This is a genomic window from Streptomyces sp. NBC_01260 (genome assembly GCF_036226405.1).
Taxonomy (GTDB): domain Bacteria; phylum Actinomycetota; class Actinomycetes; order Streptomycetales; family Streptomycetaceae; genus Streptomyces; species Streptomyces laculatispora.
In genome coordinates, this window is the sequence record NZ_CP108464.1 from 1,786,510 (window position 1) to 1,799,267 (window position 12,758).

Below are 12,758 nucleotides of genomic sequence, written 5' to 3' on the forward strand. Positions count from 1 at the left end.
CGTGCAAGATTAGCGCAAGAAGCGCAAGTGGATTGCGTGGAGCTGGAAACGAGACGAATTTCGGAAAGCACCGGAATGCCCTCTACCGTCTCTACGATGAGCGCCCCACCGCCCACCGTCAGGAAGCGGCGCCGGATCGGCTGGCCCCAGCGAGTCTTCTCGCAGGTACTGCTGATGCAGCTGGCCATCGCCACCGGCGTCACCGTACTCGCCACCGGCCTCTTTCTGGCACCCCTCAGCGCACAACTCGACGACCAGGCGATGCGCCGGGCGCTGGCCATCGCGCAGAGCGCGGCCGCCCAGCCGGAGATGGCCGAATCGCTGCTCACCACGGACCCGGCTCCGCTCGGTCCGGTCCAGTCCGCGGCGGAGCGGCTCAGGCGTGCCACGGGTGCCGAGTACGTCGTCGTGATGGACCGGCGAGGAGTGCGCTGGTCGCACCCCGACAGCAGCCGGATCGGCAAGCTCGTCTCCACCGATCCGGGCGAGGCACTCGCGGGCGAGAACGTCATGGAGATCGACAGCGGCACACTCGGACGCTCCGCCCGGGGCAAGGTGCCGCTGCGCGACGCGTCGGGACGTATCGCGGGCGCCGTCTCCGTCGGCATCGCGTACGACAGCGTCCGCGCCCGGCTCCTGGCGGCGATTCCCGGGCTGTTCGCCTACGCGGGCGGAGCGCTGGCCGTGGGGGCGCTGGCCGCCTACCTGATCTCCCGGCGCCTGCAACGGCAGACCCACGACCTGGGGTTCTCCGATATCGCCGCGCTGCTGGCGGAACGCGAGGCGATGCTGCACAGCATCCGGGAGGGCGTCGTCGCCCTCGACGCGACCGGCCGGATCCGCCTGCTGAACGACGAGGCGCAACGGCTCCTGGGGCTCGGGCCCGAGGCGTCGGGCCGCCCGCTGACCGAGGTGCTCGGCGCGGGACGCACCGCCGATGTGCTGGCCGGTGAGGTGGCGGGCGAGGACCTGCTGACCGTACGCGGCAGCAGGGTACTACTGGCCAACCGGATGCCGACGGCCGACGGAGGCGCTGTCGTCACCCTCCGCGACCGCACCGAGCTCGAACACCTCGGCCGCGAGCTCGACTCCACCCGCGGGCTGATCGACGCCCTGCGCGCCCAGGACCACGAGCACGCCAACCGGCTGCACACCCTCCTCGGGCTGCTGGAGCTGGAGCTGCACGAGGACGCGCGGGAATTCGTCACCGAGGTCGTCGGCGTCCACCGGGCCACCGCCGAACAGGTCACCGAGAAGGTCCGAGACCCGCTGCTGGCCGCGCTGCTGGTCGGCAAGGCGACGGTGGCCGCGGAGCGCGGCGTCGCGCTGCGCATGGTGCCCGGCACGCTGCTCCCCGACCGGCTGGTGGATCCGCGCGGGCTCGTCACGATCGTCGGCAACCTGGTCGACAACGCCCTGGACGCCGCGTCCGGATCGGGCGGCGCCCTGGTCGAGGTGGGGCTGCGGGCCGAGGGCCGTACGGTGGTGCTGCGGGTCCGCGACAGCGGTCCCGGTGTCCCGCCCGGCCAGCGTGAGTCCATCTTCACGGAGGGCTGGTCGACCAAGAACCTGCCCGCGCACGGCAAGCGGGGCCTGGGGCTCGCACTCGTGCGGCGACTGGCCGAGCGGCAGGGCGGCAGCGCGGCGGTCGACGGGGCGGACGGGGGCGGCGCCGAGTTCACCGTGGTGCTGCCGGAGGCCATGACCGAAGCGGAATCCGACAGGGCGGGAGCAGACCGGTGATCGAGGTACTCATCGTCGACGACGACGTCCGCGTCGCGCGGATCAATGCCGCCTATGTGTCGAAGGTGGCCGGATTCCGGGTGGCCGCGCAGGCGCACTGCGCCGCCGACGCCCTCGCCGCGGTCGAGGAGGGCCCGGTGGACCTGATCCTGCTGGACCACTACATGCCGGACCGCAACGGTCTGGCCGTGGTGCGGGAGCTACGCGGTCTCGGCCACCGCACCGACGTGATCATGGTGACGGCGGCGCGTGACATCGCCACGGTCCAGGAGGCCATGCGCCAGGGCGCTCTTCAGTACCTGGTGAAGCCGTTCACGTACGCGGGTCTTCGCACCAGACTGGAGGCGTACGCCTCCTTGCGGCACACCCTGGAGAGTGGCGGCGAGGCCGAACAGGCGGAGGTGGACCGGCTCTTCGGCGCTCTGTGGGCGGCGGGCGAGCCCGACCTGCCCAAGGGACACTCGACGACCACCGCCGAGCTGGTCCGCAAGGCGCTCCGGAGCGCCGACGGCCCGCTCTCGGCGCAGGAGGTCGCCGAGAGCGCCGGGATGAGCCGGCAGACGGCCCAGCGCTATCTGAAGCTGCTGGAACGGTCCGGGCGGGTACGTCTGACGCTGCGGTACGGGGAGACGGGGCGCCCGGAACACCGCTACACCTGGGGCACGGACCTGCCCCGCACCTGAGGGCGGGCCGTCCCCCGTCAGACCGCGCCGGCTCCGGTCAGCGCACGGACCTCGGTCTCCGCGTGCTTGGCCGCGTCCGGCGGCTCCTGCGAGGTGACCGTGCCGATCCAGCCGGCCAGGAATCCCAGCGGGATGGAGACCAGGCCGGGGTTCTCCAGCGGGAAGAGCTGGAAGTCCGCACCGGGGAAGAGCGAGGTGGCGCTGCCGGAGACCACCGGAGAGAACACGACGAGCAGCACGGCGGGGATCAGTCCTCCGTAGACCGACCAGACCGCCCCGCGTGTGGTGAAGTTCCGCCAGAACAGCGAGTAGAGCAGCACCGGCAGGTTCGCCGATGCCGCGACCGCGAAGGCCAGTCCCACCAGGAACGCCACGTTCAGGTCCTGGGCGAGCAGCCCCAGCCCGATGGCGGCCACCCCGATCCCCGCTGCGGCGACCCGGGCCACGGCGACCTCGCTGTGCTGCTTGGAACCCGGGCGGCGGAGCGAGGCGTAGAGGTCGTGGGCGACGGACGCGGACGAGGCGAGTGTGATCCCGGCGACGACGGCAAGGATGGTCGCGAAGGCGACGGCGGCGACCACGGCGAACAGGATCGTTCCCCCGGTGGAGCCCTCGCCGCCTCCGAGTACCAGGGCCAGCAGCGGAACGGCGGTGTTCCCGGCGGGATTCGAGGCCCGCACGTCCGCCGAGCCGACCAGCGCCGCCGCCCCGAATCCGAGCACGATCGTCATCAGGTAGAAGCTGCCGATGAGGCCGATGGACCAGACGACCGACCGGCGGGCCGCCCGGGCGGTCGGCACGGTGTAGAAGCGCGACAGGATGTGCGGCAGTCCGGCCGTGCCGAGCACCAGGGCCAGTCCCAGACTGATGAAGTCGACGCGGGCCGTCCAGGTACCGCCGTACCGGAGGCCGGGCGAGAGGAACTTCTTGCCGTATCCGCTGCGATCGGCGGCGGAGTTGAGCAGTTCGTTGACATTGCCGTGGAAGTGGACCAGGACGAGCACGGTGAGGACGATCGTGCCCGCCATCAGCAGGACGGCCTTCACGATCTGGATCCAGGTGGTGGCGCGCATGCCGCCGAGCGACACGTAGATCACCATGAGCGCACCGACGCCGATGACGGTCCAGGACCGGGCGGCGCCGCTCGTTCCGCCGAGGAGCAGGGCCACCAGGCTGCCCGCGCCCACCATCTGCGCCACCAGGTAGAGCACGGAGACCGTGACGGAGGACGTCCCCGCCGCGATCCGGACCGGGCGCTCCGCCATCCGCGCCGCGACCACATCGGCGAGGGTGAACCGGCCGCAGTTGCGCACGAGTTCCGCGACGAGCAGCAACACGACGAGCCAGGCGACCAGGAAGCCGACCGAGTAGAGCATGCCGTCGTATCCGAAGAGGGCGATCAGACCGGAGATGCCGAGGAAGGACGCGGCCGACATGTAGTCGCCCGCGATGGCGAAACCGTTCTCCATGGGCGAGAACAGCCGGCCGCCGGCGTAGAACTCCTCGGCCGAACCGTGCCGGTTGCGGCTCACCCATGTGGTGATGCCGAGTGTCACGGCGATGAAGACGCTGAACAGCAGGAGCGCCAGGGTCTGGTGATTCCCGCTCAACGCCCGAACCCCCGTGTCATCTCCTGTGTCTCCCAGCGCAGATCGAGCGCCGCCCGGTCCCTGCGCAGCCGCGCGTGCCGCGCGTACGCGCCGGTGAGCAGGAACGTGGTGAGGAACTGCCCGAGCCCCGCGACCATGGCGACGTTGACCGCCCCGGCCACCGGTCTGGCCATCAGGCCGGGCGCGGTGACCGCCATGACCACGTAGGCGAGGTACCAGACGAAGAAGGCGAGGGTGGCGGGGACGATGAAGCGCCGGTACCGGCGCCGCACTTCCTGGAAGGCGTCGCTGCGCTGCACCTCCAGATAGATGTCCGCTGCGCCGTGGCCGCGCTGCGGTGCCACGGAATCGGGCGTCCCGGCGGGCGCGAAGCTTCCCGTACCGTCCAGTTCCCCCCAACCGGAGGCCAGCGCGTCGTACCACGGGTCGTCGAGTCGCATCGCTGCGGACTCGCGCCCTGCTTCCTTCTCCACCGAACAACTCCCCTTGTCCACGGACCACTTCGGCCGCGTACCCAAGAATGGGCAGATCGGGAAGATCCCGGGCACTTCATTCGCGAGATTTCACCTCTTCAGGTGAAGGATGTCCCGGGTGGCTGTGCGAGCCCTCGAACGTACGCATAGCGGACCGCCTGGGCCCGGTCGCGGAGCCCCGCCTTGGCGAACAGGTTGTTGATGTGGCTCTTCACGGTGGCCTGCGAAATGTGCAGGCTGCGGGCGATCTCCGCGTTGGACAGCCCGTCGGCGATCAGGACGAGCACCTCCACCTCGCGAGGGGTCATCCCGTCGGGCAGCTCCGGCTCACCGCCCCCGGCCAGTGGCAACGGCCCTGTGGTGACCTGTTCCAGCAGCCGGCGCTGCACGGCCGGCGAGAGCCCTGCCTCGCCCGAGAGCACCGCCTCGATGGCGCGCACGATCTCGTCGCCCCCGGCGTCCTTGGTCAGATAGCCGCGGGCCCCCGCCCGGAGCGCGGGAAAGAGCGAGTCGTCCTCGGCGAAGGTCGTGAGCACCACGACCTGGGTGGCGGGAAAGTCCTTGCGGATACGGCGCGTTGCCTCCACCCCGTCGCAGCGGGGCATCCGCAGGTCCATCAGGACCACGTCCGGGGAATGCTCGGCCACCAGGGCAACGGCCTCCTCCCCGTCCTTCGCCGATCCGACCACCTCGATCCCGGGCAGCAGGCCCAGCAGCATGACGATTCCCTCGCGCACCACCGACTGGTCGTCGGCCACCACCACCCGCGCGCTCACGCGGGCACCCTCAGATTCACCACGAACCCCTCCTCGCCGGGACCGGCCTCCAGCGTGCCGCCCAGCAGTTCGGCGCGCTCCCTCATTCCCAGCAGACCGTATCCGGAGCCACTGACAGAGAGATCGCCCCCGGGGCTCCTCCCGCCCGAATCCCTGACCTCCAGGGCGATCCCGTCCGGCAGGTATTCCAGCCGGATGAGCACCCTGGCCCCCGGAGCGTGCTTGCGCACATTGGTCAGGGCCTCCTGTGCGACGCGCCGGACCGTCTGCGAGGCCTCGGCGGTCAGCGTCCGGCGCTCGCCCTCCACCCTGACCTCGGCCGGCTCGGCCGCCACCAGCTGGCGCAGGAAGTCCTCCACCGGCGACACCTCGCCGCGCAGGGCGGAGAGCGCCTGACGGGTCTCCGCAAGCCCCTCACGGGCCATGGAGCGGGCCGCGACCACCCGCTGGAGTACCTGGTCCCGGAACTCCCCCGCAGACTCCCTCTCGATCAGCAGCCGCGCCGCCTCCAGATGCACCAACTGGGCGGAGAGGCTGTGGGCGAGCACGTCGTGGATCTCCCGGGCGATCCTGGACCGCTCGTCCAGAGCGGCCGTTTCGGCCTCCGCCACCCGCGCGGCCCGCTCCTGTGCGAGGAGACGCCGCGCGCTGCCCCGGGCCTCGGCGTCCAGGCGCAGCACGTAGCCCGCGAGGCAGAGCCCGGCCGTCGTCACGGCCGTGGCCGGCCAGTTGTCGGTGTTCACGACGGCGTAGGCGCCGAGCGCCACCGCCGTGGACGGGACTCCCGCCACAAGCGGCAGCCGCTCCAGAGCGGTGACCGCGCAGCCGCACCAGAGCACCACCGCCGGCACGGTGGCCCCGGCCTGCTGGGCCCCGAACGCCGCCAGCATCAGCAGGGCGAGGACACCGAGGGACGCCCACAGGCGGTTCTCCAGACTGGCCCGGAAGAAGGCCACCGCGAGCACCGCACAGCCGAGCACCCCGATCAGGCCGACCGCGATCTCCCAGGGCTGGAACAGCCCGCCCGTGAAGGTGCCCCAGAGCATCAGGGTGAGCAGCCCGGCCCTTACGCACCATGCGATGACGATCCGTGAGCGGGTGCGCGTCTCCCGCGAGAGAGCCTCCCGCGAGGGCCAGCTCGTCCACGAAGCGGGTGTCACACACGGTCCTTCCATGCCTGCCGGAACGGCGCGCGGTCAGCAGGAACACCGTACGACGCCGGTATCTCCGCGGCCCGCCGGGCCAGCACCCCGCTGCGCACCAGCAGCGTCACGGCGAGAGCCGTCATCAGGGCGGGGCTGCCCTGATGTATGCCCAGCGCCGCGGCCACCCCGTAGAGAGCCGCCCTCAGCACCAGGCCCCCGGTCCAGACGTAGACGGTGGCCTTGGTCCCCTTGCTCCAGAGGGAGCCGTCCTCCGCGCGCCAGAGCCGGGCCGTCCATCCCCAGGCGGCGCCCGTGACCAGTGCCACGACGAGCTCGGCGCCCAGGACGACGACGGAGAGTGTCTCGTGGTGCTGGTCCACGAGTCCGGGCTCGCGCAGCGCCATGACGAGCAGGACGCCCGGCAGGACCCACCAGCGCCGGTCGCCGGAGATCCGCCGCGCCGAGCACTGGCGGACCACTACGAGAGCGATGACCGAGACGATCACCAGGATATTGACGAGCCCTGACATGGGAGCCTCCGAACAGCGGGAAGTTCTACGACTCCGACGCTACGGAAACGGCCAGGTCAGGGGATCGGCTCAGGGGTTGATCGTGGGTGGAGCCGTCGTCTCCACCCAGGGGTGGAGACGACGGCTCCGGTGGCGTACGGGCCGCACTGGCCACGTGCTCAGACGTCGATGCGCGAGCGGTCCAGTGTGGCGGCCGAGCTGGTGATGAATTCCTTGCGGGGCGCCACCTCGTTGCCCATGAGCAGATCGAAGACCTGCTCGGACGATTCCAGGTCGCCGATGTTGATCCGCCGCAGGGTGCGGAAGCGCGGGTCCATCGTGGTCTCGGCCAGCTGGTCGGCGTCCATCTCGCCCAGCCCCTTGTAGCGCTGGATCGAGTCCTTGTACCGGACGTTCTTGCGCTGGAGCTCCAGCAGCCGCTGGCGCAGCTCGTTGTCCGAGTACGTGTAGATGTACTTGTCCTGGCCCTTCTTCGGCTGGACGAGCTCGATCCGGTGCAGCGGGGGCACCGCGGCGAAGACCCGCCCCGCCTCGACCATGGGCCGCATGTACCGCTGGAAGAGCGTCAGCAGCAGGATCCGGATGTGGGCACCGTCCACATCCGCGTCCACCAGCAGAACGATCTTGCCGTAGCGGGCGGCGTCGATGTCGAACGTCCGACCGGACCCTGCTCCTATGACCTGGATGATCGCGCCGCACTCGGCGTTCTTCAGCATGTCGGAGACGGATGCCTTCTGAACGTTGAGGATCTTGCCGCGGATCGGCAGCAGGGCCTGGAACTCGCTGTTGCGGGCCAGTTTGGCGGTGCCGAGCGCCGAGTCGCCCTCCACGATGAACAGTTCGCTGCGCTCCACGTCGTCGCTGCGGCAGTCGGCGAGCTTCGCGGGCAGCGAGGAGGACTCCAGAGCCGTCTTGCGGCGCTGCGCGTCCTTGTGCTGGCGGGCCGCGATCCGGGTCCGGGCGGCTGCCACCGCCTTCTCCAGCACGGCCCTGGCCTGGGCCTTGGCGTCCCGCTTGGTCGAGGTCAGGTGCGCCTTGAGCTCCTTGGCCACGACGTTGGCGACGATCCGGTTGGCCGCAGAGGTACCGAGGACCTCCTTGGTCTGCCCCTCGAACTGCGGCTCCGCCAGCCGTACGGTGACGACCGCGGTGAGGCCCTCCAGCGCGTCGTCCTTGACGATGTCGTCCTCGGCGACGCGCAGCAGCTTCGCGGAGCGGAGCACCTCGTTGACCGTCTTGGTCACGGAGCGTTCGAACCCGGACACATGGGTGCCGCCCTTGGGGGTGGCGATGATGTTGACGAAGGACTTCAGGGTGGTGTCGTACCCGGTGCCCCAGCGCATGGCGATGTCGACGACCAGTTCCCGGGTGACCTCGGTCGCCGTCATGTGCCCGCGCTCGTCGAGTACGGGCACGGTCTCCTTGAAGGTGCCCTGACCGGTCAGGCGCAGGACGTCGCAGACCGCCTTGTCCTGCGCGAGGTACTCGCAGAATTCGCTGATCCCGCCGTCGAAGCGGAAGGTCTCCTCGGTCTTGCCCTCGCCGTTCAGGCCCCGCTCGTCGCGCACGACGATGGTCAGGCCCGGGACGAGGAAGGCGGTCTGGCGTGCCCGCTGGTAGAGCGTGTCCAGATTGAGCTTGGCGTCCTTGAGGAAGATCTGCCGGTCGGCCCAGTACCGGACCCTGGTACCGGTACGCGCCTTCGGAACCCGCTTGCCCTTCAGGAGGCCGTTGGCCGGATCGAAGGGGCTGTCCGGTCCCTGCTCGGTGAACATGCCCGGAACCCCGCGCCGGAAGCTGATCGCGTGGGTCGCGCCGTTGCGGTCGACCTCCACGTCGAGCCGGGCGGAGAGCGCGTTGACCACGGAGGCACCCACGCCGTGGAGACCGCCGGAGGCGGCGTACGAGCCACCGCCGAACTTGCCTCCGGCATGGAGCTTGGTCATCACGACCTCGACGCCGGACAGTCCGGTCTTGGGCTCCACGTCGACGGGGATGCCCCGGCCGTTGTCGCGGACCTCGACGGAGTTGTCGTCGTGGAGGATCACCTCGATGTGATCGCAGTAACCACCGAGAGCCTCGTCGACGGAGTTGTCGATGATCTCCCAGAGGCAGTGCAAGAGGCCGCGGCTGTCGGTGGACCCGATGTACATCCCGGGGCGCTTGCGAACCGCTTCGAGCCCCTCGAGTACGAGCAGATGCCGCGCGGTGTAGTTGGAACCGTCTCGGTCTGCTCCGGTCAGCAGCGCAGTGGACGGCACGGACGTATCGGCGGTCACGCGGTTCGCTCCTCGCTGAATTTCATTTGGGGCCCAGTGGGTAACGGGCTCGGCTTCGGTCGCCGCTGAGAGGGTACCGAGGCCTGGTAGAGCGGGTGTAACGCCACCCTCGGAGAACCCTCACACTAGTCCAGCCTCGCATACACGTTCGATCTCTCGTCGGAGTGACGTGCACATCACGTTCCCTTCCAGGCATGAACCATTTAGGCTCCGGGCACGTCCTCATCAACAAGTCGGCAAGCCGGCCGACCGGACGGACCGACCAAGACAAGCAACGCGAGACCGTAGCGCCACGCAATACGGCACATTCGCCGCGAACCGGCAACAGACAGCCATCCCGAGAAGAAGTTTCGAAGAAAAGCCACGAGCGGGAACGTTTTCGGCCTGGTTGGATGTTGACCCTGGTACGACAGCTCGTCGAGCTAGAGAAGAGGCGACGTGACTACTGTTCTGACCCCCGCGAGCCCGCTGACCGCAGCAGACCGCTGTGACCGTTGCGGCGCCCAGGCATACCTGCGCGTCGTCCTGATCAGTGGCGGTGAACTGCTCTTCTGCGCCCATCACGGTCGCAAGTTCGAGCCGGAACTCAAGAAGATCGCCGCGGAAATACAGGATGAGACGGACCGACTGACGGCCGTGCAGGCCCAAGCCGCCGAAGAGGAACAACACTGACACCTCGCATCCACGACGAGCCAGGGGCCGGTCCCGGACCGACCGACGGGCGGCTCCCTCCGTAAGAGGGAGCCGCCCGTTCTCGTACCCGGAACCGGCCCGTGCCCGGAGCCGGCGGGGGTCAGCCGGCGTCCGCCATCCACCCGATGGCGGCGGAAATCCGCGTATAGACCCCGGGGCTCCCGGCCTGACCGCAGCCGCTCCCCCAGGACACCAGCCCGACAAGCCGCCCATGGGCCACCAGCGGCCCCCCGCTGTCCCCCTGGCATGCGTCGTACCCGCCCTGCGGTTCGCCCGCACAGAGCATCGCTGAGGCGTCGTACGTGCCGTTCCTGCCGCCCGGGTAGGCCTGCTCGCACGAGCTGTCCGGCAGAACGCTCACTTTCGCGGACCGGAGTGACGACGCGTAGTCGCCGACACCCGTAGTGTCTCCCCACCCATAGACGACCGCCGCGGTACCCGCTCGGTACCCGGCGTCACCGGCTTCGGCCATCGGGATCACGCTCCGCCCGGGCAACGCTTCGGCGAGGGTCAGCACCGCGACGTCCCCGCTGTTGGTGGTGGCGTCGAACCCCGGATTGACCCACGCCTCGCTCACCGCGATCTCCTTGCCGCCGGAACCGTTCAGCTCGTCCCGGCCGGAGATGATCCGCAGATCGCGCATCTGGCCGACATCGGCACCGAGCGCCTCGCTGCTGAGGCAGTGCGCGGCCGTCAGCACTTTCTTCGGCCCCACCGCCACGGCGCCGCAGAACTGGCCGGCGCGGGCATCTCCGAACCGGTCACGGCTGGAGAGCGCCACCACCCACGGACTGTCCTTGACGTGAGCGGACTGGCCCCCGATGACGATGCTGTCCGCGACGGCCGAGGCGGGGAATGCGAGCGGCGTCACGGCCGCGGCGGCAGTGAGGGCGAGCGCCACGGTCATGGTGCGGACGACGGTACGGGACATACGTACTCCTGACTCTGTGATTGATCATGCCTACCCAGAGTCATTCCGCCGACGCCGATCCGCACCCCCACACAGGCCGAGGGCCCGCATCCCCAGGGGGATGCGGGCCCTCGTTCCGTGTACTCCCGCGACCTAGTCGAGGTAGTCGCGCAGCACCTGCGAACGCGACGGGTGACGCAGCTTCGACATGGTCTTGGACTCGATCTGACGGATGCGCTCACGCGTCACGCCGTAGACCTTGCCGATCTCGTCCAGCGTCTTGGGCTGTCCGTCGGTGAGACCGAAGCGCATGGAGACCACACCGGCCTCACGCTCGGAGAGAGTGTCGAGCACCGAGTGCAGCTGCTCCTGGAGGAGCGTGAAGCTGACCGCGTCGGCCGGGACGACCGCCTCGGAATCCTCGATCAGGTCACCGAACTCGCTGTCCCCGTCCTCACCCAGCGGGGTGTGCAGGGAGATCGGCTCGCGCCCGTACTTCTGGACCTCGATGACCTTCTCGGGGGTCATGTCGAGTTCCTTGGCCAGCTCCTCCGGGGTGGGCTCGCGGCCCAGGTCCTGGAGCATCTGGCGCTGCACCCGCGCCAGCTTGTTGATGACCTCGACCATGTGCACCGGAATACGGATGGTGCGGGCCTGGTCCGCCATGGCGCGGGTGATCGCCTGACGGATCCACCAGGTGGCGTACGTGGAGAACTTGTAGCCCTTGGTGTAGTCGAACTTCTCGACCGCGCGGATCAGACCGAGGTTGCCCTCCTGGATCAGGTCCAGGAAGAGCATGCCGCGGCCGGTGTAACGCTTGGCCAGCGAGACCACGAGACGGAGGTTGGCCTCCAGCAGGTGGTTCTTGGCGCGGCGGCCGTCCTCGGCGATGATCTCCAGCTCGCGCTTGAGCTTCGGCGCGAGCTTGTCGGAGTTCGCCAGCTTGTCCTCGGCGAACAGACCCGCCTCGATGCGCTTGGCGAGCTCGACCTCCTGCTCGGCGTTGAGGAGCGGGACCTTGCCGATCTGCTTCAGGTAGTCCTTGACCGGGTCGGCCGTGGCGCCGGCGACGGCGACCTGCTGCGCAGGTGCGTCGTCCTCGTCGTCGTCGGAGAGGACGAAGCCCTTGTTCTCGCCCTCGCCCTCCTCTTCCTCACCCTTGCCGGCCTTGACTTCCTCGGCTGCGTCGTCGCCGTCGAGGGCCTCGTCGTCCTGCTTGCCGGCCTTCTTCGCCGCAGTCTTCTTGGCTGCCGTCTTCTTCACGGCGGTCTTCTTGGCAGCCGTCTTCTTGGCTGCCGCCTTCTTCGCAGGGGCGGCCGCGGCGGCGTCATCGGCCACCACGTCCACGGTCTCGGCCGACGGGGCGGCGGTGGCCGCGACGGTACGCGTCACGGTCGTCTTGGCCGCGACAGTCTTGGTGGCGGTGCGCTTGACCGGGCTCTTCGCTGCGACGCTCTTGCGGGCGCGCTTTGACGGCTCCGCGGCACTGACCATCAGCGTCACACCCTCTTCCTCGAGGATCTGGTTGAGGCTGCGCAGAACGTTCTTCCACTGGGTTGGCGGAATCTGGTCAGCCTCGAAGGCCCGACGCACGTCATCGCCGGCGATCTGCCCATCAGCCTTTCCCCGCTCGATGAGCGCCATCACAGATTCGGACTCGGCGATCTCCGGCGGGAGCGTACGGGATGTGCTGGCCGACACGAACAACCTCTCGGAACGATGGAAACGGCTTCCGGCCCGGCCCAGGAGAGGGCTGAACCGACGACCGTCGGCTGGGAATGTGCCGACGGCGCGGGCTATGCCTCAGAACTGCACAGCGCACTGAATGGCTGCTGTATTCCTTCCGCGGCGGTCACCTCTTAAGTCATCGCGCTGTTTCGAGGAGTGTTACGCCCAATCCGCGTGGCCCGAGTCAC

At 69.4% G+C, this 12,758-nt stretch carries 11 protein-coding genes; 3 read left to right on the plus strand and 8 right to left on the minus strand.

The window, feature by feature from the left end; all coding sequences use genetic code 11:
• Positions 1-96: 96 nt before the first annotated feature.
• Both OG322_RS07790 and OG322_RS07795 read left to right on the plus strand, forming a co-directional pair.
• Entirely contained in the window at positions 97-1,743 is a 1,647-nt protein-coding gene (locus OG322_RS07790) for a sensor histidine kinase (RefSeq protein ID WP_329306243.1), read from the plus strand.
• Positions 1,740-2,426 carry a DUF7342 family protein gene (locus OG322_RS07795; protein ID WP_123462831.1) on the plus strand — a complete coding sequence of 229 codons (687 nt, stop codon included), beginning with the start codon at positions 1,740-1,742 and terminating at the stop codon, positions 2,424-2,426. The genes OG322_RS07790 and OG322_RS07795 overlap by 4 nt, the downstream gene beginning before the upstream one ends.
• 17 nt (positions 2,427-2,443) lie before the next feature.
• Here the strand turns inward: OG322_RS07795 and OG322_RS07800 are convergent, their stop codons facing one another.
• The 6 genes from OG322_RS07800 to OG322_RS07825 all read right to left on the minus strand — a co-directional run bounded on the left by OG322_RS07800 (position 2,444) and on the right by OG322_RS07825 (position 9,239).
• The gene (locus OG322_RS07800) at positions 2,444-4,036 is read right to left on the minus strand and encodes a solute symporter family protein (RefSeq protein ID WP_123462829.1); all 1,593 of its coding nucleotides are present in this window, start codon (positions 4,034-4,036) and stop codon (positions 2,444-2,446) included.
• Positions 4,033-4,476, minus strand: coding sequence for a DUF485 domain-containing protein (locus OG322_RS07805; protein WP_124286078.1), 444 nt, complete (start codon positions 4,474-4,476; stop codon positions 4,033-4,035). The genes OG322_RS07800 and OG322_RS07805 overlap by 4 nt, the downstream gene beginning before the upstream one ends.
• A gap of 131 nt (positions 4,477-4,607) precedes the next feature.
• Positions 4,608-5,285 (minus strand): response regulator transcription factor, encoded by a 678-nt coding sequence (locus OG322_RS07810; protein ID WP_123462825.1) that lies wholly within the window; start codon positions 5,283-5,285, stop codon positions 4,608-4,610.
• Positions 5,282-6,445 (minus strand): sensor histidine kinase, encoded by a 1,164-nt coding sequence (locus tag OG322_RS07815; RefSeq protein ID WP_329306244.1) that lies wholly within the window; start codon positions 6,443-6,445, stop codon positions 5,282-5,284. The genes OG322_RS07810 and OG322_RS07815 overlap by 4 nt, the downstream gene beginning before the upstream one ends.
• Positions 6,442-6,960 carry a DUF1453 family protein gene (locus OG322_RS07820; RefSeq protein WP_123462821.1) on the minus strand — a complete coding sequence of 173 codons (519 nt, stop codon included), beginning with the start codon at positions 6,958-6,960 and terminating at the stop codon, positions 6,442-6,444. Before OG322_RS07820 ends, OG322_RS07815 begins: the two co-directional genes overlap by 4 nt.
• A 158-nt stretch (positions 6,961-7,118) precedes the next feature.
• Positions 7,119-9,239 (minus strand): DNA gyrase/topoisomerase IV subunit B, encoded by a 2,121-nt coding sequence (locus OG322_RS07825; protein ID WP_123462818.1) that lies wholly within the window; start codon positions 9,237-9,239, stop codon positions 7,119-7,121.
• A gap of 438 nt (positions 9,240-9,677) precedes the next feature.
• On the opposite strand from OG322_RS07825, the gene OG322_RS07830 reads away from it, so the two are divergent.
• Complete coding sequence (locus OG322_RS07830; protein WP_024489001.1) at positions 9,678-9,911, plus strand: DUF7455 domain-containing protein; 234 nt, start codon at positions 9,678-9,680, stop codon at positions 9,909-9,911.
• 121 nt (positions 9,912-10,032) lie between these two features.
• Here OG322_RS07830 and OG322_RS07835 read toward each other — a convergent pair whose 3' ends face one another.
• Both OG322_RS07835 and OG322_RS07840 read right to left on the minus strand, forming a co-directional pair.
• Complete coding sequence (locus OG322_RS07835) at positions 10,033-10,863, minus strand: S1 family peptidase (protein ID WP_329306245.1); 831 nt, start codon at positions 10,861-10,863, stop codon at positions 10,033-10,035.
• A 132-nt stretch (positions 10,864-10,995) separates the two neighbouring features.
• Positions 10,996-12,543: an RNA polymerase sigma factor gene (locus OG322_RS07840; RefSeq protein ID WP_123466126.1), complete on the minus strand. Its 1,548-nt coding sequence runs from the start codon at positions 12,541-12,543 to the stop codon at positions 10,996-10,998.
• Positions 12,544-12,758: the final 215 nt, after the last annotated feature.